At 65.1% G+C, this 19,510-nt stretch carries 17 protein-coding genes; 8 read left to right on the plus strand and 9 right to left on the minus strand.

Translation table 11 applies throughout. The annotated features are described in order from the left end of the window. Positions 1-15: 15 nt before the first annotated feature. On the minus strand, positions 16-852 hold the full coding sequence (locus tag ABIB91_RS05560; RefSeq protein WP_354159401.1) for a protein-disulfide reductase DsbD domain-containing protein: 837 nt from the start codon (positions 850-852) through the stop codon (positions 16-18). A 142-nt stretch (positions 853-994) separates the two neighbouring features. Here ABIB91_RS05560 and ABIB91_RS05565 point away from each other — a divergent pair, with 142 nt between their 5' ends. Beyond that, positions 995-1,639 (plus strand): YqgE/AlgH family protein, encoded by a 645-nt coding sequence (locus tag ABIB91_RS05565; protein ID WP_354159399.1) that lies wholly within the window; start codon positions 995-997, stop codon positions 1,637-1,639. A 154-nt stretch (positions 1,640-1,793) separates the two neighbouring features. On the opposite strand, the gene ABIB91_RS05570 is transcribed toward ABIB91_RS05565, so the two are convergent. Next, complete coding sequence (locus ABIB91_RS05570; RefSeq protein WP_007599867.1) at positions 1,794-2,681, minus strand: TauD/TfdA dioxygenase family protein; 888 nt, start codon at positions 2,679-2,681, stop codon at positions 1,794-1,796. 190 nt (positions 2,682-2,871) lie between these two features. Continuing rightward, on the minus strand, positions 2,872-3,651 hold the full coding sequence (locus ABIB91_RS05575) for an SDR family NAD(P)-dependent oxidoreductase (RefSeq protein WP_354159397.1): 780 nt from the start codon (positions 3,649-3,651) through the stop codon (positions 2,872-2,874). 98 nt (positions 3,652-3,749) lie between these two features. Between ABIB91_RS05575 and ABIB91_RS05580 the strand changes: the two genes are divergently transcribed. After that, positions 3,750-4,487 (plus strand): SDR family NAD(P)-dependent oxidoreductase, encoded by a 738-nt coding sequence (locus ABIB91_RS05580; protein WP_354159395.1) that lies wholly within the window; start codon positions 3,750-3,752, stop codon positions 4,485-4,487. A 73-nt stretch (positions 4,488-4,560) separates the two neighbouring features. Continuing rightward, positions 4,561-4,935, plus strand: coding sequence for a CsbD family protein (locus ABIB91_RS05585; protein ID WP_007599877.1), 375 nt, complete (start codon positions 4,561-4,563; stop codon positions 4,933-4,935). Between the two features lie 161 nt (positions 4,936-5,096). On the opposite strand, the gene ABIB91_RS05590 is transcribed toward ABIB91_RS05585, so the two are convergent. Continuing rightward, the gene (locus ABIB91_RS05590) at positions 5,097-6,779 is read right to left on the minus strand and encodes an SGNH/GDSL hydrolase family protein (RefSeq protein WP_354159393.1); all 1,683 of its coding nucleotides are present in this window, start codon (positions 6,777-6,779) and stop codon (positions 5,097-5,099) included. A gap of 171 nt (positions 6,780-6,950) precedes the next feature. Then, positions 6,951-8,348, minus strand: a complete 1,398-nt coding sequence (locus ABIB91_RS05595) for a lytic murein transglycosylase (RefSeq protein WP_354159391.1) — start codon at positions 8,346-8,348, stop codon at positions 6,951-6,953. Positions 8,349-8,551: 203 nt separating this feature from the next. Between ABIB91_RS05595 and ABIB91_RS05600 the strand changes: the two genes are divergently transcribed. Beyond that, positions 8,552-9,427 carry a UTP--glucose-1-phosphate uridylyltransferase gene (locus tag ABIB91_RS05600; RefSeq protein WP_007599884.1) on the plus strand — a complete coding sequence of 292 codons (876 nt, stop codon included), beginning with the start codon at positions 8,552-8,554 and terminating at the stop codon, positions 9,425-9,427. Positions 9,428-9,598: 171 nt separating this feature from the next. Here ABIB91_RS05600 and ABIB91_RS05605 read toward each other — a convergent pair whose 3' ends face one another. Further along, complete coding sequence (locus tag ABIB91_RS05605; protein ID WP_354159389.1) at positions 9,599-11,095, minus strand: sensor domain-containing diguanylate cyclase; 1,497 nt, start codon at positions 11,093-11,095, stop codon at positions 9,599-9,601. Between the two features lie 144 nt (positions 11,096-11,239). Here ABIB91_RS05605 and ABIB91_RS05610 point away from each other — a divergent pair, with 144 nt between their 5' ends. After that, entirely contained in the window at positions 11,240-11,512 is a 273-nt protein-coding gene (locus tag ABIB91_RS05610; protein ID WP_007599886.1) for a DUF7662 domain-containing protein, read from the plus strand. Positions 11,513-11,621: 109 nt separating this feature from the next. Here ABIB91_RS05610 and ABIB91_RS05615 read toward each other — a convergent pair whose 3' ends face one another. Both ABIB91_RS05615 and ABIB91_RS05620 read right to left on the minus strand, forming a co-directional pair. Continuing rightward, on the minus strand, positions 11,622-14,498 hold the full coding sequence (locus ABIB91_RS05615) for an EAL domain-containing protein (protein WP_354159387.1): 2,877 nt from the start codon (positions 14,496-14,498) through the stop codon (positions 11,622-11,624). Between the two features lie 154 nt (positions 14,499-14,652). Beyond that, complete coding sequence (locus tag ABIB91_RS05620) at positions 14,653-15,651, minus strand: NAD(P)H-quinone oxidoreductase (RefSeq protein ID WP_354159385.1); 999 nt, start codon at positions 15,649-15,651, stop codon at positions 14,653-14,655. 111 nt (positions 15,652-15,762) lie between these two features. Here ABIB91_RS05620 and ABIB91_RS05625 point away from each other — a divergent pair, with 111 nt between their 5' ends. Together ABIB91_RS05625 and rcdA are read left to right on the plus strand one after the other, a co-directional pair. Further along, the gene (locus ABIB91_RS05625; RefSeq protein ID WP_354159383.1) at positions 15,763-15,954 is read left to right on the plus strand and encodes a DUF1192 domain-containing protein; all 192 of its coding nucleotides are present in this window, start codon (positions 15,763-15,765) and stop codon (positions 15,952-15,954) included. A 576-nt stretch (positions 15,955-16,530) separates the two neighbouring features. Continuing rightward, entirely contained in the window at positions 16,531-17,040 is a 510-nt protein-coding gene (gene rcdA, locus ABIB91_RS05630; RefSeq protein WP_007599893.1) for a protease adaptor protein RcdA, read from the plus strand. Positions 17,041-17,240: 200 nt separating this feature from the next. Here rcdA and rpmE read toward each other — a convergent pair whose 3' ends face one another. Next, the gene (gene rpmE, locus ABIB91_RS05635; RefSeq protein WP_007599895.1) at positions 17,241-17,468 is read right to left on the minus strand and encodes a 50S ribosomal protein L31; all 228 of its coding nucleotides are present in this window, start codon (positions 17,466-17,468) and stop codon (positions 17,241-17,243) included. Between the two features lie 212 nt (positions 17,469-17,680). Between rpmE and ABIB91_RS05640 the strand changes: the two genes are divergently transcribed. Further along, positions 17,681-19,507 carry an ABC transporter ATP-binding protein/permease gene (locus tag ABIB91_RS05640; RefSeq protein ID WP_354159380.1) on the plus strand — a complete coding sequence of 609 codons (1,827 nt, stop codon included), beginning with the start codon at positions 17,681-17,683 and terminating at the stop codon, positions 19,505-19,507. The last annotated feature ends 3 nt before the right edge of the window (positions 19,508-19,510 follow it).

The following is a 19,510-nucleotide window of genomic DNA, read 5'->3' on the forward strand; positions in this document are numbered from 1 at the left end:
TGTCCAGGACGACAATCACTCCAAATTGGTATTGAACTCGTACGACTTCTCCGGTCCGACCAGCGTGAACTTCAGCGCTGCGCCGTCGGGCTTGGCGCCCGGCGGCAGTCCGTCGAGCTCGAAAGAAAATCGCTTCACGCCCGGTGGGCTGGGCTCGACCGGTGCCGGGATGGGCAGCGCCCAATCAGGCGTCGGGCCTTCCACGTAGAGATTGACGGTGCGCGCATCGGGCGCGACCACGTCGACCACGACATTCTTGGGCCCGTCACGCTTGACGTCGCGGATGGTGAGCGGGTTGGGATCGCCGATGGTGGCAGGCTTGGGCACGGTGTCGAGCGCTGCACGCAGATTGGCATCCTCGGTCGAGGCGACGCTGTTGAAGCCGAGCTCGGCGCGGGCCTCGACGGGAATGCACAGCTTTTCGCACACCGCATAATTGATTTCGGCGCGCAGCGTCACCGGCTTGTCGGCCGCCTTGGCGATGATGCGCAGGGGCAGCACGATCTGGTTGTGATAGCCGATCGAATGGCCGCCCGCGCCGTCGTCGAATTTCTGCGGGGCCGGCCACATCACCGTCACCGCTTCGACATTGTCGGATTTCGAGAAATCGAAGCGCGGCGGAACGCCGGAATCGCCCGGCATGCGCCAATAGGTCTTCCAGCCGGGCTGGATCTGGAAGGCGATACCGCCGAGCAGGACGGCGCCGCTGCGCGATCCCGCCAGCAACCGCACCGCGGAATGTCCGTCGCGTTGCCATGGCGATGAATCGTCGGCATGGGCATCAAGCGCCAGCGACGCGAGCAGGGTTGTCGCGACGCCAACCGCCGCACGCAGGGGAACTCTTGTCAGCATGGTACGTCTTTACAGGGTGACCCCGCGGCAAACCATTGAATTGCTTGTGATGGATGCACTTGAATCAAGTCCCTGCAAGCCTTGATTTGACAGCCGGTCGGCCCGACATCAGGATAGGAATTGAAACCGGAGTGCTTCACCGATGGCTCCCACAGGCAAAAGGACAGGCGAAGGCACCCGCAAGCCCGGCCCCGCGCTCCCCAACTCGGCGGGTTATCTCGACGGCCAGTTGTTGATCGCCATGCCCGTGATGGGTGACGAGCGGTTTGAGCGCTCGGTGATCTACCTCTGCGCCCACTCCGCCGAAGGCGCGATGGGCATCATCGTCAACCACCCGGCCGGCAGCATCGACTTCCCCGAGTTGTTGGAGCAACTCGGCATCATCAAGAAGGGCGAGCACATCAAGCTGCCGGAGAATGCCGAAAGCATGAAGGTGCTACGCGGCGGTCCGGTCGATACCGGCCGCGGCTTCGTGCTGCACTCCAGCGATTTCTACATCGAGAACGCGACGCTCCGGATCGACGACGGCGTCTGCCTCACCGCGACCGTCGACATCCTGCGTGCGATCGCCAACGGCTCCGGTCCCAAGCACGCCATCCTCGCGCTCGGCTATGCCGGCTGGGCGCCGGGCCAGCTCGAGACCGAAATCCAGAGCAATGGCTGGCTGCATTGCGACGCGGATTCGGATTTGATCTTTGGCGACGACGTCGACGAAAAATACGGACGCGCGCTGCGCAAGATCGGCATCGATCCCGGCATGCTCTCGAACGAGGCGGGCCACGCGTAGCGCCATTCTCGCTGCCGTGTATCGCCCTCCGCTGTCATGCCCCGGCTTGACCGGGGCATCCAGTACGCCGGGGCGTATCGGCTCTATCGCAGCTGTCTCGGAGTACTGGATCGCCCGGTCAAGCCGGGCGATGACACCGACTGCTGAGTAGCGCCTACTCCGCCGCCTGCTGCTGCACCGTCGGCTCGGTGCCCGCGACCGTCGCGCGGCGCATGTCGCGGGGCTGCGACTGGTCGTAGCGGCGGACGCGGTGCATGGTCTGGCGGTTGTCCCACATCACGAGGTCATGCAGCTTCCATTTGTGGACGTAGACGAACTCGCTTTGCGTCGCGTGCTCGTTGAGATCGCGCAGCAGCAGCCTGCCCTCGGGGACGCTCATGCCGACGATCTTGCCCGCATGCGATGAGAGATAGAGCGACTTGCGGCGATGCACGGGATGGGTGCGCACGAGACGTTGCAGCACCGGCTTGAACATCTGCTTCTCGTCATCGGTGTATTCGGTGAAGCCGAGCGATCCCCGCGAATACATCAGCGAGTGCTCGCAGACGAGGTCCTCGATTTCGGCCTTGGTCTCGTCGTCGAGCGCATCATAGGCCGCGCGCATGTCCGCGAATTCGGTGTTGCCGCCCTTCGGGTTCACCACGCGCGCCGACAGCAGCGAGAATTTTGCCGGGATGGGGCGGAACGAGCTGTCGGAATGCCACAGGCAGTTGCCGAGATTGAACAGATGCGCGCGGCTGTCCTTCGCCAGCGGCTTGCCGTCCTTGCCGAGATTGGAGACGTCGTTCAGGCCCGTCTGGAGCCGGTAGTCCTTTTCCTTCGTCACGGTGCCGCCGCGCGCGTCCTCGCGCTGGCCGAAATTCAGCGCAAAGGCCATCTGCTGTTCGTCGGTGATGTCCTGATCGTGGAACACCAGCACCGCATATTTGTCCATGGCGGCTTCGACCTCGCGCGCCTCATCTGGTGTGAGAGGCTGTCGCAGATCGAGGCCGGAAACCTCGCCGACAAAATGTGTCTGAAGTTGCCGGATGGCGATCGTCATGGCGTTTTCTCCCGGGCGTGCAAGCGGTTGGTCCCGCTCTGTCGAGGAAAAAGTTACTCCCGTAACGGGCGATGTCAACGCTCGGTGCGCATAGCTGCCTGTAGCCCGGATGGTGCGAAGCGCAATCCGGGGCATCGTGCCGCGGAAGGACCTTCCCGGATTGCGCTGCGCTCCATCCGGGCTACAGCTCTCACGCGTTGCGCGCCATCAGGCCGCCGTCGACGGGGATGACCGCGCCGGTGAGGAAGGACGCCGCCGGCAGGCACAGGCTCAGCGTCATGTGCGCGACCTCCTCCGGATCGCCGTAGCGGCCGAGTGCCGTGCGGCGCTTGGCGTAGATGGTCTTGTGCTCTTCCGAGATCCGGTCGGTGATGGCGGTGCGGACCGGCCCCGGGCAGATGCAATTGACGGTAATGCCTTCGCGGCCGAGCTCCACCGCGAGCGAGCGGGTGAGGCTGGCGACGCCGCCCTTCGCCGCCGAATAGGGGCTGTGCAATGCGGTGGCGCCGAGCGCCTCGGTCGAGGCGATGTTGACGATGCGCGGGCTGTTCGACTTGCGCAAGTGAGGCAGCGCGGCGCGGATGATGCGCGGATGCGCCGTCAGCATCACCGCGATACCCCTGGTCCAGGCGTCCTCATAGGCTTCGTCGTCGATCGCGACGCGCACGGAGATGCCGGCATTGTTGACGATGATGTCGAGCCCACCGAAACGCGTCGCCACGTCGCCGACCACGCGCTTGATCTCATCGCCGTCGGCAACGTCGAGCTTCCAGGCTTTCGCGACGCCGCCGTTTGCGGCGATCTCCTTCGCCACGGCCAGCGCCCCCTGCTCGTCATAATCTGTGGCGGCGACGTTCGCGCCCTCGGCAGCGAACACGCGTGCCGTCGCGCGTCCCATGCCGCTGGCCGCGCCGGTGACGAGAACGGTCAGGCCCTTCACGGACCGGCTGAGCTGTTTGAACTCGGACATGCTGTTTCCTCGCGGCGTCTTGTTTCTTGTTATGAGATGGACAAGGCTGGCATCGATCCGCAGACAGGTCAAACAAGCAGAACAAAAGGGAGGCCCCGATGACGAACGAACTCGATTTCCCAGGCAAGCAGGTGCTGGTCGTCGGCGGATCCAGCGGCATCGGCAACGGCATCGCGCAAGCCTTTCGCGTCAGGGGCGCGCAAGTAGCGGTCTGCGGCACGCGGGCTCACGCGAAGGAATATTCGCAAGCGGAGGGCTCGGATCTCACCGGTCTTTCCTACGCGCAGCTCGACGTCGGCAATGCCGGAGCGGTCGAAGCGTTCAAGCCGTCGTTCGAACGGCTCGATATCCTGGTGCTCGCGCAGGGCGCGGTGCTCTATCGCCGTGGCGAGTTCGAGATGGCGGGCTTCCGCAACGTCGTCGAGGTCAATCTGATGAGCCTGATGGCCTGCGCCACGCGCTTTCATTCCATGCTGCGGGACTCGCGGGGATCGCTGATCATGGTGTCCTCGACCGCGGCCTATCATTCCACCATGGGCAATCCTGCTTACAACGCGTCGAAGACGGGCGCGGTCGGATTGACGCGGACGCTGGGCGAGGCCTGGGCCGAAGACGGCATCCGCGTCAACGGCATCGCGCCCGGTCTGGTCGACACCAAGATGACGAAGGTGACGACCGACAATCCCAAGCGGCTCGAAGGTGCACTTTCGCGCATTCCGCTGCGGCGATTGGGCACGCCGGCTGACATGGCGGGCGCGGCGCTGTTCCTGGCATCGCCGCTGTCGTCCTACATCATCGGCCAGACATTGGTCGTCGACGGCGGGCTCATTCTTTGAGTCCAATTTCAAGTCACATGGAACTGCGCCGCTCCTGATCGGTTACTTGGGCTGACCCCCGAGGAGGAGCATCATGGATAAAGATCGGATTGTCGGATCGGCCAAGGAATTCGCCGGACGCGCGGAAGGCGCTGTCGGTGATCTCGCAGGCGATGCGCAGACACAGGCGTCGGGCAAGGCGCGGGAAGCCGCAGGCTCCGTGCAGAATCTCTACGGCCAAGCCAAGGATGCCGTCCGTGACGCGACGGACACCGCGGCCAGCTATGCCAAGGACGCCTATGACAAGCCGGCCGAAACCTTGCGCGACGGTTCGCAGGCGATTGCCCAGAAGGTGCAGGACAACCCGCTCGGCGCGCTGCTGGTCGCCGGCGGTATCGGCTTCGCCCTCGCGTTGCTGATGGCACGGCCTTCGCGCCGCCCGCCGCCGCGCTGGCGCTATTACGGCTAAAGCCAACGCACGATAAGCATCAGGCCCCGGACGCAACACGGCGTGTAACGCCGCGTTGCTGAGCCGGGGCCCATTCTTTTTGGACGTGCTGGTCCCGGCTCTGCGCAGCAGCGTTTCACGCTGCAGAGCGTCCGGGACACGAAGACCTCAGCTTAGAAAAATTATCGGAACACTTCCGCCGATCGCCCGACATTGCCAGGCGGCCGCGGGATCGCGGGGTTGGGAGTCGGATTGCGCGGCGCTGGCGCCAATTGACGCGGCGGGGGCGGCGGCGAGCCAAAGCCGAAGAAATCGCGCATCGATGGCGCTGCCTGTGCCGGTTGCTGCGGCGCCGGTGGCTTCTTCGGCGCAAGCTTTGGCGGGGCGATCGCTGCGGCCGCACCCGGCGTACCGCCATCGGGTGTCGTCGTGGCGACCGGCGTATCGCCCTTGGCCTGCTCGCGGCCGACTTCGCGGCGCGGCCAGGCATAATCGTCGGCGCGGCCGGCAGGCGCAGCCAGTGGCTCGCCCTTCACCATCGTCTTCGCAGCGAGCGCATCGACGGCGGCAGGACGCGAGCCCGGCCCACCCAGCAATTGATCGGTCGAGATCGAGGCCGCAACCAGCGGCACGATCGGGCCGGCCAGCGGCCGCGGTGCGGGCTTGCCGGGCTCGGCGCTGGTATCGGGTGTCGCCGGCTCGCTCGGCAGCGCGATCGGGCCGGAGCGGCCTGCGAGCAGGCGCGTGATCTCGCGCTCGACATAATGCGCGAGCTTGCGCGCGCCGGGTTTTGTGAAATAGACGCCGTCGCCGCTGCGGAGCTGACGGATCTGGCCTTCGAAGTCCGGGCCCTTCTGAAGGAAGCGGCCGGCTTCGTCTACAAAGCCGTCCCAGACGTCGACATAGGTGATGCCGGCCTTGGCCGCGCCTTCGCGATAGAGCGAATCCAGGAACAGCATGTCCGCGGTGCCCTTGGGACCGCGGATGGCGGGCAGGCCGACCCAGAGCACCGGCACGCCTTTGGCCTTGAGGGCGTTGGCGAGCTCCTCGATCTTCTTGCCGTAGAGCTCGACCCAGCGCTCGTCGCGGAATTCGTAGACACCGTTCGGATTGCGCGCCGTCTTTTCGGGCGCGGCCGCAGGCGTGTCGGCGTTATCGGCATCATCCTGCGGCAGGTCGGTGTCGGCGGGCTTGTCGTCCGGCTTGGCGGCCGTGTCGGGTTTGGCATCGCCCGGCTTGTCACCCGGCTTTCCTTGCGGCTTGGCGCGGGCGCCCTTGTCGTTCTTCTTGTCCTTGTCCGAGGCCTTGTCGGATTTCTCGGCCACCGGCTCGCGGATCGAGATGCGGTCGTTGAGGCCGAGCATGACGACGATGATTTCAGGCTTCTCGGTCTCGAGAATGCCCTTGGCCGCAGCCACCCAATCAGAGGGCTCGCCCTTCGGCTGGTACTTGATCAGACCGGATGTGGTCTTGTGCTTGCGGATCACGCCCATGTCGGGCTGCTCGGTGTAGGCGTCTTCCAGGCCGTAGGCGAGCCAGTCGGCCATGGCGTCACCGATCACCAGCACGTTCTTGTCGGGCGTGGTGTCACGCTTGGCTGGCGCCGGCGCGCGCGAAAAATCCTGGCGCGGCGCCTGCTGCTGTTGCTGCTGGAACGGCGCGAAGAAATCTCCGCCGAACCAGCCGCCGCCTCCGCCATTGCGCGGCGGCGGGGCCGCGCGCTGCGGTGGACCGCCGAAGCCGGGGAAGTTGAAGAACTGCGCCGAGGCCGGGCCGGCAACCGATACCAGAATCGCAAGCGCCGTCCCCAGCGCGATCAACGGGCCGGTCTCGGTCAGCGCCTTGAGCAGGGACTTCTTCGACATGCGATCTCGGGCACGCGCAATGGGGGATCGGGACACGCTCGATATAATAACGGAATCGGGCGCCAAACGGGCAGATTCTGTTGCAGATTTTTGACCCATACGCCGAGGAACAGGCGCCGCCGTCAAGGCTGCCTGCCAAAATCCCCGTTCAGGGTTACTTTCGACGCGATTTTACCGCCCGCGCAGCCGGTCCAGCACGTCGGAGGAGGCAAAACCGTCGGCGGGGACCCCGATCGAGGCCTGGAAGTTGCGCAGGGCCTCCCGGGTCTGGCCGCCGAACTGGCCGTCCGGGGTGCCTTTGTAGAAGCCGCGCTGGGCCAGCAGCTGCTGGAGTTCCAGCCGCTCGGTGCGGGACAGCTCCCGTTCCTGCCGCGGCCAAGGCTGCACGAAGGGCTGGCCGCCGCGGAGGCGATCGGCGAAATGGCCGATCGCCAGCGCATAGGCCTCGGCCGGATTGTACTTCATGATGACCCGGAAGTTCTGCAGCATCAGGAAGCCCGGCCCTTGGGCACCGGCCGGCGCAAGCAGATAGGCCTTCTCGGCTGGATGCGGGAAGGGCTGGTTGGTCGGGCGCTTGAGGCCGAGCTTTTCCCATTGCGCCATCGTCATCGCCTTGGCGCGATCGGCCAGCATGTAGTTGAAGCCTTGGGGCACCACGACCTCGTAGCCCCAGGTCTGGCCGGCCTGCCAGCCGTCCTTCTTCAGATTGTTGGCGGTCGACGCGATCAGGTCGGAAGGATTGTCGACGACGTCACGCCGGCCGTCGCCGTCGCCGTCCACGGCAAAGCGCTTGAACGCGGTCGGCATGAACTGCGTCGGGCCGAAGGCGCCGGCCCAGGAGCCGCGCAACTGTTCGGGCCTGAGATCGCCGCGGTTGAGGATCTCCAGCGCCGAGAGGAATTCGTCCTTGAAGTAAGCTTGGCGGCGCCCGATGCAGGCGAGCGTCGCGGTCGATTGCAGCACGCTGCGATCGCCCATCTGCGTCGAGTAGTTGGACTCGATGCCCCAGATCGAGGCGATGATATAGCGGTCGACGCCGGTGGCTTTTTCAGTGGCGTCGAACTGCGCTTTGTACTTGGCGAGAACCTCGCGGCCCTTGGCGAGGCGGTTGTCGTTCACGAGGATGTCGAGATAATCCCAGATCGACTTGGTGAACTCGGGCTGCGAGTCCATCAGGTCCATGATGCGCAGATCGGGCGCGAGGCCTGCCGTGAAGCGCTGGAAATTTTCCTGCGTGATGTTGCGCCGTGCGGCATCGGGCCACATGCCTGCGACGCAATTGTTGAAGTTACCGGCGGCCTCGCGGATCGCGGCGGCTGTCATCAGCGGATGGCCGGAGGCGCCGTCCTCGCCGGTCCAGGGTTGAACTCCCGTTTGAGCGCCGCTGGACCCGGGCGCTGCTTGCGAAGTCGCCGGGTTCGGGCCTGAGAAAATACCGCCGAACAGATTGGACAGACCGTTCTGAGCCTGCGCGCCGGCGGGAAGCGGGAACAGCAGGGCGGCCGCAATCATCGTCGCACCGGTCACGGACCCGCCCCGTTTCGCCAGCCCTGCCATTGATTGCATCATGTCCACACCTGTCCGGCCAAAATCTGCCCTCAGGAGGCCTGGTTACGGTTGCCAACAGCTTAACAAAGGTGAAATTTTGATGGTGGCCTTTTTCTTAACTCTGTGAGGATGAGGCCCCACATCCGCCTTTGTTGGCGGCTGCAAACAAGCTAGCAAGATGCCATTGCTCCCTTCACGTGTTCCTCAGGTATTCGATCAATCCCATGAAAATCCGCAAAGCCGTATTTCCCGTTGCCGGCCTCGGCACCCGCGTCCTGCCCGCCACCAAGGCGATGCCGAAGGAAATGCTGACGATCGTCGACAAGCCGCTGATCCAGTACGTCTATGACGAGGCAAGGGAAGCCGGCATCGAGCACTTCATCTTCGTCACCGGCCGCAACAAAAGTGTCATCGAAGATCATTTCGATCGGATGTTCGAGCTCGATGCGACGCTGGCCGCGCGCGGCAAGAAGACCGAGCAGGACGTTCTGGCGCAGAACCAGCCCGAAGCCGGCGCCGTCAGCTTCACCCGCCAGCAGGCGCCGCTCGGCCTCGGTCACGCGGTCTGGTGCGCGCGCGACATCGTCGGCAACGAACCGTTCGCGGTCGTACTGCCGGACGAACTCGTGCTCAATTCGCCCGGCTGCCTGAAGCAGATGATCGACACCGCCAGTAAGCTCGGCGAAAAATCCAACGTCATCGCGGTCGAGCCGGTGCCCGATCATCTGACCCATCAATACGGCATCTGCGGCGTCGGCAAACGCACCGGCAAGATGTTCGAGGTCGATGGCATGGTCGAGAAGCCGGCCAAGGGCACCGCGCCCTCCAACCTTTCGATCACCGGCCGCTACATCCTGCAGCCGGAGATCTTCAAGATCCTGGAGACCCAGGAGCGCGGCGCCGGCGGCGAGATCCAGCTCACCGACGCCATGATCGGCCTTGCCAGATCGCAAAAATTCTACGGCGTCGAGTTCGAGGGCGAGCGCCACGATTGCGGCTCCAAGCCCGGCTTCCTCCGCGCCAACATTGCCTACGGCCTGAAGCGGCCGGAGCTGCGTGACGGGCTCATTGCGGAAATGAAGAAGTATTTGGGGCAGTAGTCTCTGTCGTCCCGGCCTAGTGCGCAATTGCGCACGGGGGGCCGGGACCCATACCCCCAGGGAGCAGTTTGGCGAAGACTCGTCGTTCGGTACTTCTATCGGTTTGCGATCGATAGACCTCGCGGTATGGGTCCCGGCCTTCGCCGGGACGACACGCTCCAACGCCGAGACTCACGCCACCAGCGACAGCTTCGGCAGGCTCGCGACCACCGACTGGTTGCGGCCGCCGGCTTTTGCGGCGTAGAGGGCCTTGTCGGCGGCGGCGACCAGCAGCGGCCAGTCCATGCCGGTGGTGGGAACGAGGCTCGCGATGCCGCAGGACACCGTCGAACTCGTGTGGTCGTCGGACCAGCCCTGCACCTTCGCGCGGATCTTCTCGGCGACATGGAGGGCGTCCGTGACCGAGGTGCCCGGCAGCAGCACGGCGAATTCCTCGCCGCCATAGCGTGCGGCGCAGTCGCTGGCGCGGCTCACCGAATCGGAAATGCAGATGGCGATGCCGACCAGCACCTGGTCGCCGGCCTGATGGCCGAAGGTGTCGTTGTAAGCCTTGAAATGATCGGCATCGATCATCAAGAGCGCGATCGGCGTCTGCTGCCGCATCGCGCGGCGCCATTCGACGTCGATCACCTGGTCGAACTTGCGGCGGTTCTTCAGGCCGGTGAGCGCGTCGGTCGTCGCCATCTCCTCGAGCTTGCGCTCGGCCTCGGCGCGCCGGCCGATCTCGCGCGCGAGCACCAGCGTCGATGCCAGCATGAACACGCTGAGCGCCAGCACCACGGCGCCGATGCGGTAGGCTTCCTTCTGCCAGAGCTCGAACACGGCGTTCAGTGGCTTGCCTGCCACCACGAATAGCGGGCTGCTCCCACTACTACGGACATAGAGCCGCGGCGTGCCGTCGATCGGCCCCTGTCCGGCGAATGCGCCGCCGACCTTCAGATTTTCGGCCTTCCAGACCGGCCGGTTGGCCAGATTCGTGCCGATCACGTCGAGATCAAACGGCCGCCGCATCATGACGGTACGGTCGCGCCTGAGCACGGTGATGGTGTCGTCGGCATCGAGGCTCAGCCGCTCGAACAATTCGTGGAAATAGCTGAAGCGGATCGATCCGGCGACGACGCCGAGGAAGCCCCCGTCGGTGTCGCTGATACGCCGGCTCAGCACGATCGAATAGGCGCCGCGGAACAGCATCGGACGGCTGATGAAGAGGCCTGCGTCCGGATTGTCGCGATGAGCCTTGAAGTAATCCTCGTCGCTGCGGTTCTCGGCAACGGGATCGAGCGTGGAGGCGTCGATGGTTAGCCGGCCGTCGGCGTCGAACACCTGGATCGCGCCGAAATGCCTCGCCGTGGTCGCATGGTCGAACAGGATGAGGTGACGGATCGGCTTCGAGACCGTGCCGATTTCCGGCAGCAGCATGTTGCTGGCGACCGCCTTGAGGGCCAGGTCGTAGATCTCGATGTTGCGGCTGACGTCGGACTCGATGGTCGTCGCCAGGTTTTCCAACGTCTGGCGGGCGAGCGCCTCCTCGCCGCGGCGCATGTCCAGCATGACGTTGACGCAAATGGCGGAAAAGCCGATCACCGTCACCACGGACGAGATGATCAGCAGTTTCGCCGAAAGCCGCCATGGCCGCCGGGCCGTGACGTCGCGCCATCGAGACAACATCATTTGCTCCCGACATTAGTGAATGCGCCCGAAAGCTTGAGCAGTGTTTAAGCCGGGACGGCGCTGCCGGAATGAGTTAAAAATTGGTTTCCGCGGCTGACGTTTTTGGGCAAAGCGGGGCTTCGACCAGCGAAGAGGACAGCGGTGAACGACTACGACGCGTTGCGCGATTATCTGATGCGGCAGAAGCAGGCGGAATTCGTGCTGACCTATGAACAGATCGAAGAGATCATCGGCGCGGCCCTGCCGCGCGCGGCGAATCGTGCCTCATGGTGGGACAGCCTGCGCAGCCCGGACATCCAGATGCCCCAGCGCGAAGCCTGCCTCGCCGCGGGTTTCAAGGCGATGCGAATGCCGGACGGTGCGAGCGTGCGGTTCACGAAGCTGAAGAGCGACCGGCGGCGGCCAGTATCGTAGGGTGGGCAAAGCGAAGCGTGCCCACCACCTCTGTTGCAATGTTGGATTGATGGTGGGCACGGCGCAAGTTCGCCTTTGCCCACCCTACGGGACCGGACTCGCGTTGAGATCAGCTCGCCGCTTCCAGGCGCACTTCCGTGAGCAGGCGCATCGCGGCGTCGGCGTCCATGGGTTCGCCGAAGGCAAACCCCTGCGCGTATTCGCAGCCCATCTGGTAGAGCTCGACCGCGTCGGAATCGGTCTCGGCACCTTCGGCGACCACGTCCATGCCGAGGTCGTGCGCGAGCGCGATGATGGACTTCAGGATCACCGGGCGGGTGCCGCGGTTGGTGGTGCGCACGAAGGACTGGTCGATCTTGATGGTGTCGAACGGGAAGCGCTGCAGATAGGCCAGCGACGAATGGCCGGTGCCGAAATCGTCGAGCGACAGCCCGGTGCCGAGCTCGCGGATCCGCGTCAGCATCTGCGCCGCGTGCTCCGGATTCTCCATCACCAGCGATTCCGTCAATTCCAGCTTCAGCGTGCCGCGCGCGACCGAGGAGCGCGACAGCACGGTGCGGATGTCGTGGATCAGATCGTGGCGCAGCAATTGCCGCGAGGAGACGTTGACGGATGCGAAGATCGGCTCGCGCGAGCGCATCGCACGCTGCCAGATCGAGAGCTGCTTGGCGGTCTGGTCGAGCACGAACATGCCGAGGTCGATGATCAGGCCGGTCTCTTCCGCGATGGTGATGAATTCCGACGGTGCCATGCGTCCGAGCTTGGGATGATCCCAGCGCACCAGCGCCTCGAAGCCGGCGACGGAACGGTCTTCGAGCCGTACGATCGGCTGATATAGAATCGTGAGCTCCTGCCGCTCGATGGCGCGGCGCAGTTCGCTCTCCAGCGTCAGCCGATCGGTTTTTCGCGCGCGCATCGCGGACTTGTAGACGTCGATGCGGTCGCCGCCGATACGCTTGGAGTGATACATCGCAAGCTCGGCGTCCTTGATGATCTCGTCCGTGAGCTGAACTTGCGGATCGGACAAGGCAAGGCCGATCGAGGCCGTGAGAAAGATCTCGCGTTCGTTGAAGGCGATCGGCGCGCGGATGGTCTTGCGGATGGTCTCGGCAAAGGCGGTGATGCGGGCGGGGTCCTGCTCCGAGAGCAGGATCAGGCCGAACTGGTCGCCGGCGAGCCGCGCCAGCGTATCCTGCGGCTTCAGGATGCGGGTGAGGCGGCGGGCCAGCGTCAGCAGGATGGAATCGCCGACCGCGATGCCGACGGAATCGTTGACCTGCTTGAAACGATCGAGGTCGATCACCATCAGCGTCGGCCGCAGCATCGGCATGGTCTTGGCGAAATGCGCGACGGCGCCGAGCCGGTCCATGAACAGCTTGCGGTTGGGCAGGCCGGTGAGATTGTCATGCACGGAATCGTGCAGCAGGCGCTCCTCGGCATTGCGCAGCTCGGTGACGTCGGTGAGGGTACCGACCACGCGCGAGACCTCGCCGTCGGAGCCGACCACCGGGCGCGCCTTCAGCGCGAACCACATGAAGTGACCGTCCGGCGTACGCAGGCGGAAATCCTGCACCAGGCGGCCGCGGCGCTGGTCGAGCACGCTGTCGAGCGCGGCGCGGAAACGGTCCTGGTCGAGCGGGTGCAGCACTTCCAGCCAGGAGGCGGCCGGGCCTTCCAGCGTGCCGCGCTTGAGGCCGAGCAGGGCCTCGGTCTCGGGGCTGGTGAAGACCTTGTCGGCGGACACGTCCCAGTCCCAGATCAAATCGCCGGAACCAGCCAGCGCCAGCGCGCGGCGCTCGATGTCGGAGACGACACCGGTGGTGGCGCCGCCGCCCGCGAACGCATGCTGCATCACCGTGAAGCCGATCAGCATCACGATCAGCACGAGGCCGCCGAGCAGGGCAGGGCCGACGATGTCGTTGGTGACGGAGCCTGCGACCGTCATGCCGGCCGCGACCACCCAGACCACCAGCAGGAACCAGGTCGGGATCAGCAGCACCGCGCGGTCGAAGCCGTGGGTGGAGAGATAGACGATCAGCGCGAAGCCGGCGAAGGCGATCAGCACCAGCGAGATGCGCGCGATGCCGGAGGCCACCGCGGGGTCGAACAGGGCCAGCGCAACCAGCGAGCCCAGGAACGCGAGCCAGCCCACCGTGATGTGGGAATACCGCACGTGCCAGCGACTGAGATTGAGATAGGCGAACAGGAACACCAGCAGCGTCGCGGCCAGGATCGCCTCACCCGCCGCGCGCCAGATGCGCTCGGCGTTGTTCGACATGTCGAGCACCTTGCCCCAGAAGCCGAAATCGACGCCGATATAGACCAGCACCGCCCAGGCCAGCGCCGCGGCGGCCGGGAACATGATGCTGCCCTTGACCACGAACAGGATGGTCAGCACCAGCGCCAGCAAGCCGGAGATGCCGATCACGATGCCCTGGTACAGCGTGAACGAGTTGACCTTGTCCTTGTAGGATTCCGGCTCCCACAGATAGAGCTGCGGCAGCTTGTCGGTGCGCAGCTCCGCGACGAAGGTGACGACGGCGCCGGGATCGAGGGTGACGCGGAAAACGTCGGCGGTCGGGCTCTCCTGCCGCTCCGGCCGGTCGCCGGTCGAGGGCGTGATGGTCGCGATGCGGGACAGCCCGAGGTCGGGCCAGAGTAGCCCCGAGGAGACGATGCGGTAATGCGGGGCGACGATCAGGCGGTCGAGCTGGTCGTCGGTGTTGTTGGCGAGCGCGAACACCACCCAGTTCTGGCCGCCTTCGCGGGCGCGCACCTCGATGCGGCGGACGATGCCGTCGGTGCCGGGCGCGGTGGAAACCTGGATGCGGTCGGCGTCGCTGCGCTGATGCTCGAGCACGCCGGTGAGGTCGATTGCGGGCGCGTCACCGCGGACGCTGACAGCGTCGAGTGCGCGCGCCGGGAACGCGCAGACGAGAATCATGAGGCCCAGCGCTATGGGCGCGAGGCACCTGATCAGACGCAAGGTCAGTTCTCCGCGTTCGACGCAAACTCTTCGGTGCAGGCTCTTCGGTGCACGGCGTTTTCCGAACGGAACAAAGTGGTTCGGTGCGTCGCGATAGATGCCACGAAAGCGAGGAAAATCAAAGGGTTTCCGGCTAGCCCTGTGGGCCGCTGGCCTAGACCTCCAACACAATTTTGCCAATATGTGCCGAGGTTTCCATCCGCCGATGCGCGTCGGATGCCTTTTCCAGCGGGAAAGTGCTGTCCATCAGCGGCTTGACCCGGCCTTCGCGCAAAAGCGGCATCACTTTCGCCTCGATCGCGGCCACCATCGCCGCCTTGTCCGCATTACTACGGGGGCGCAGCGTCGAGCCGGTGTGGGTCAGGCGCTTCACCATCACCTTGGCGATGTTGACGGTGACCTTGGGCCCGTTGAGGGTTGCGATCTGCACGATGCGGCCGTCGAGCGCGGCGGCGTCATAGTTGCGATCGACATAGTCGCCGGCGACCATGTCGAGGATCAGATTGGCGCCGGCATTGTTCGTCTCCGCCTTGACCACGGCGACGAAGTCTTCGTCCTTGTAGTTGATGGCGCGATCGGCGCCGAGCTTGAGGCAGGCATCGATCTTGTCCTGCGATCCGACGGTGACGATCACCTTCGCGCCGAACGCTTTTGCGAGCTGGATCGCCATGGTGCCGATGCCCGAGGAGCCGCCATGGATCAGCAGCGTCTCGCCGGCCTTCAGGCCGCCGCGCTCGAACACATTGTGCCAGACCGTCATCAGGGTTTCCGGCAGTGCGCCGGCTTCCTTGATCGACAGCGACGGCGGCACGCTCATCGCCTGACCGTCCTGGGCGATGCAGTACTGCGCATAACCGCCACCGGCGACCAGCGACATCACCTTGTCGCCGATCTTGTGCCGCTTGGCGTTGCTGCCGACGGCCACCACTTCGCCGGCGATCTCGAGGCCGGGCAGGTCGCTGGCGCCGGGCGGCGGCGGATAGGCGCCGGAGCGCTGCGCGACGTCGGGCCGGTTGACGCCGGCGGCCTGCACCTTGACCAGGATCTCGTCCGGACCGGGCTGCGGCAGCGCCCGTTGTTCCGGCACCAGCACTTCCGGTCCGCCGGGTTTCGAGATGGCGACCACGGTCATTTGCGCGGGCAGCTTGTCCATGATGTGTCCTTGAGCAAAGGTGCGGGATGGAACGAGGCCATTGCTTAGCCAGCGCGGTGCAGGCTGGCAACCGCCTCAACCGCTTGTGAGGCGAACGCAGGAGGAACCAGGATGGCGATGGAAGACGACGACCGCCCGCGCAAGAAGATCAGCCATGACATCGGACAGGATCTCTCACTCTTGTCAGTGGAGGAACTGACCGAACGCATCGCGCTGCTCAAGGCCGAGATCACAAGATTGGAAGAAGCCACAACAAAGAAGCGCGCCTCGCGCGATGCGGCCAACAGCGTTTTCAAGTCGTAGGGTCCGACGCTGGAGCGGGGCTGGCCTCACACACGGTCCTCATCCTGAGGAGCGCGGCACGCGCGTCTCGAAGGATGGCCGCGGGCGAGAGCAGGGCCTGCATGGTCCCGGCGATGCGAAGCATCGTCCGGAGACGCGCGCGAAGAGCGCGCTCCTCACCATGAGGGTCTGGTTTCGGCCTTCGCTGCGGATGCGCGTGAAGAATTCGTTCCACCGCCCACTCGGCCACTGACCGACATAGCTAACGAACCCTCAAAATAACCACTCGTTTACTCCACATTAAGCTTTCGAGTTTATGACTGGGAACTGTCCTTGTTTGGACACCGAGTGGCTCCTGTCCACTCTGTTTGACGCCTCCCTGTTATCAACTTTCAAAGCCGCCGGTTTTCCGGCGGCTCTTTTTTGCGCCCAGCTCCGCCTTTTTGCATCTCGCCGCGGTTGAATTCCGGGCAAAGACCCGCGGAAACCATATCCGCGCTTGTCACTGGACTCGGCGTCGCGCCCGCGCAATGATTTGTTCATCATAAGCCGGCGCCAAAGCCGGGCAGTCAGACAGTTGCGTAAGGGGCGTTAACCATGGAACGTTTGCAAGCCGAAGGTGCTCTCGTTCAACTCAGCGAGCGGTTCACCAATTCTGCGGCGTTCGGCGTCCTGTTCCGCGAGGGCATGGACCTGGTCGAAGAGACCGCCGCCTATCTCGATGGCGCCGGCCGCACCGAGGCCAAGGCGCTCGATCGCGCCGTCAGCCTCACCTATGCGACCGAGAGCATGCGTCTGACCACCCGCCTGATGCAACTCGCCTCGTGGCTGCTGCTGCACCGCGCAGTGAAGGAAGGCGAGATGACGCTGGGCCAGGCCAACCGCGAAAAAACCAAGGTCAAGCTCTCCGCCGCCGATCCCGGCTCAACCGACAGCATCGAGAAGCTGCCGTCGCAGCTCCAGGATTTGATCCATCGCTCGATGAGCCTCCAGACCCGCGTGCGCCGCTTGGACACCACGATCCACACGCCGCCGGTCGATCATTCCTCGATCGGCAACCCGCTGGTACCGCATCTCAACGCGCTGAAGGCAGCGTTCGAGCGGTAAGCGCAGGTGCGGTAGGGTGGGCAAAGGCGCGCAGCGCCGTGCCCACCATTTTCTCGCAGAATCGCAATCAAGATTGGTGGGCGCGCTACGCTTTGCCCACCCTACGAGTTCTCGGCCTGATCGAGAGCACATCGCCCCAAAAACAAAAAACGCCCCCGGCTCTCCGGGGGCGTTTTCGTCTCCAGCCTCGAGGGGCCGGATCAATCCTTCTTGAGAAAGCCCGAAAACTTCTTCTGGAAGCGCGAGACGCGGCCGCCGCGATCCATCAGCTGCGCGTTGCCGCCGGTCCAGGCCGGGTGCGACTTGGGGTCGATGTCGAGGTTCAGCGTATCGCCTTCCTTGCCCCAGGTGGAGCGGGTCAGGTACTCGGTTCCGTCGGTCATCACGACCTTAATCGTATGATAGTTCGGGTGAATTTCGGCTTTCATGGCAATTCCTCGGCGCCCCGGCGCCTCACTTGAGTGGCTATCGAATGACGGATTTGGCGCGGTCTATACCCCACGAGGCCCTGTAAAACAAGCCGTTGCAGGGCCTTAGTAGGGGACCGGGCGGCCCCCTAAGGGACATCCCGGATTTGCCACTCCCGCTCGCGCGGCCTATCTGGAGCAGACTACCTCTCTTTGTCTTTTGGTCGGATCTCATGAGCGCAGTTGAACGGCTTGAAACCGGGCCCGCGGAAGCCCCGTCGATCGAGGCCGACCTGATCGAGGCGCCGGCGAAGAGCCGCGCCAAGCTGCGGCCGCTGCTGGCGCTTGCGCCTTATGTGGCGCGCTATCGCGGCCGGGCGGCGCTGGCCTTTGTCGCGCTGACGATCGCGGCGCTGACCACCCTGCTGGTGCCGGTCGCGGTGCGCAGGATGATCGATTTCGGCCTGACGCCCGAGGGCATCGAGCTGATCAACAGCTACTTCTCGGTGATGATCGCGGTCGTCGCCGTCCTCGCGCTCGCAAGCGCCGCGCGCTACTACCTCGTGATGACGATCGGCGAGCGCATCGTCGCCGATCTCAGGCGCGACGTCTTCGCCCATCTGCTGTCGCTGTCGCCGGCCTTCTTCGATTCCGCGCGCAGCGGCGAGCTGGTGTCGCGCCTCACCGCCGACACCACCCAGATCAAATCCTCCGTCGGCGCCTCGGTCTCGATCGCGCTGCGCAACCTGATGATGTTCTTCGGGGCCGCGGCGATGATGGTGATCACCAGCCCGCGGCTGTCAGGCTTCGTGCTGCTCGCGATTCCCCTGATCGTGCTGCCGTTGGTCGCCTTCGGGCGTTGGGTGCGGCGGCTGTCGCGCAATGCGCAGGACACGCTGGCCGAGGCCTCCGCCTATGCGAGCGAGCTCGTCGGTGCGATCCGCACCGTGCAGGCCTATACCAGCGAGAGTCTCGCCGAGAAGCGCTTCGGCGGCGAGGTCGAGCAGGCCTATGAAGCCGCGCGCACGTCCACGCAGGCGCGCGCCGTGCTCACCGCCATCATCATCTTCATCGTGTTCGCAAGCGTGGTCGCGATCCTCTGGATCGGCTCGCACGACGTGCTCACAGGCACCATCACGCCGGGCCGGCTCGGCCAGTTCGTGCTCTATGCGGCTTTCGCCGCGGCCGGCCTCGGCCAGCTCAGCGAGGTCTGGGGCGAGATCTCGGCGGCATCAGGCGCAGCCGAGCGCCTGTTCGAGATCCTGCATGTGCAGCCCGACATCACCGCGCCCGCGTCGCCGCGCGCGCTGCCGGTGCCGGCGCGCGGCGAAGTCGGCTTCGACCACGTCAGCTTCGCCTATCCGGCGCGGCGCGACGTCAATGTGCTCGATGCCGTCTCGTTCACCGTGCGCCCCGGCGAGAAGGTCGCCATCGTCGGTCCGTCCGGCGCCGGCAAGAGCACGATATTTCATCTGCTGTTGCGCTTCTACGATCCGCGCAGCGGCGCGATCTCGCTCGACGGCGTGCCGGTCAAATCCGCCGATCCGCGTGAATTCCGTTCGCGCATCGCGCTGGTGCCGCAAGAATCCAACGTGTTCGCGGCAAGCGCCCGCGACAACATCCGCTTCGGCCGGCCCGATGCCACCGATGCCGAGGTCGAGCGCGCCGCCGAGCTCGCGCATGCCGCCGAGTTCATCCGCCGCCTGCCCGAAGGTTTCGACACCCCGCTCGGCGAGCGCGGCGTGACGCTATCAGGCGGCCAGCGCCAGCGCATCGCGATCGCGCGCGCGATCCTGCGCGATGCACCGCTGCTGCTGCTCGACGAAGCCACCTCCGCGCTCGATGCCGAAAGCGAGACGCTGGTGCAGACCGCGCTGGAAGAGCTGATGCGCCACCGCACCACCCTCGTGATCGCGCACCGCCTCGCCACCGTGCTCTCCTGCGACCGCATCCTGGTGATGGACCAGGGCAGAATCGTCGAACAGGGCACGCATGCGGAGCTGGTCGCCGCGAACGGGCTCTATGCCAGGCTGGCGAGGTTGCAGTTCGAGGGGGCGTGAGGC

It is taken from the genome of Bradyrhizobium sp. JR4.3 (assembly GCF_040547695.1).
In the GTDB taxonomy this organism is placed as follows: domain Bacteria; phylum Pseudomonadota; class Alphaproteobacteria; order Rhizobiales; family Xanthobacteraceae; genus Bradyrhizobium; species Bradyrhizobium canariense.

Coding starts and splice junctions, on each gene's coding strand:
- ABIB91_RS05560 (WP_354159401.1), bottom strand. CDS start 852: ATGCTGACAAGAGTTCCCCTGCGTGCGGCGGTTGGCGTCGCGACAACC.
- ABIB91_RS05565 (WP_354159399.1), top strand. CDS start 995: ATGGCTCCCACAGGCAAAAGGACAGGCGAAGGCACCCGCAAGCCCGGC.
- ABIB91_RS05570 (WP_007599867.1), bottom strand. CDS start 2,681: ATGACGATCGCCATCCGGCAACTTCAGACACATTTTGTCGGCGAGGTT.
- ABIB91_RS05575 (WP_354159397.1), bottom strand. CDS start 3,651: ATGTCCGAGTTCAAACAGCTCAGCCGGTCCGTGAAGGGCCTGACCGTT.
- ABIB91_RS05580 (WP_354159395.1), top strand. CDS start 3,750: ATGACGAACGAACTCGATTTCCCAGGCAAGCAGGTGCTGGTCGTCGGC.
- ABIB91_RS05585 (WP_007599877.1), top strand. CDS start 4,561: ATGGATAAAGATCGGATTGTCGGATCGGCCAAGGAATTCGCCGGACGC.
- ABIB91_RS05590 (WP_354159393.1), bottom strand. CDS start 6,779: ATGTCGAAGAAGTCCCTGCTCAAGGCGCTGACCGAGACCGGCCCGTTG.
- ABIB91_RS05595 (WP_354159391.1), bottom strand. CDS start 8,348: ATGATGCAATCAATGGCAGGGCTGGCGAAACGGGGCGGGTCCGTGACC.
- ABIB91_RS05600 (WP_007599884.1), top strand. CDS start 8,552: ATGAAAATCCGCAAAGCCGTATTTCCCGTTGCCGGCCTCGGCACCCGC.
- ABIB91_RS05605 (WP_354159389.1), bottom strand. CDS start 11,095: ATGTTGTCTCGATGGCGCGACGTCACGGCCCGGCGGCCATGGCGGCTT.
- ABIB91_RS05620 (WP_354159385.1), bottom strand. CDS start 15,651: ATGGACAAGCTGCCCGCGCAAATGACCGTGGTCGCCATCTCGAAACCC.
- ABIB91_RS05625 (WP_354159383.1), top strand. CDS start 15,763: ATGGCGATGGAAGACGACGACCGCCCGCGCAAGAAGATCAGCCATGAC.
- rcdA (WP_007599893.1), top strand. CDS start 16,531: ATGGAACGTTTGCAAGCCGAAGGTGCTCTCGTTCAACTCAGCGAGCGG.
- rpmE (WP_007599895.1), bottom strand. CDS start 17,468: ATGAAAGCCGAAATTCACCCGAACTATCATACGATTAAGGTCGTGATG.
- ABIB91_RS05640 (WP_354159380.1), top strand. CDS start 17,681: ATGAGCGCAGTTGAACGGCTTGAAACCGGGCCCGCGGAAGCCCCGTCG.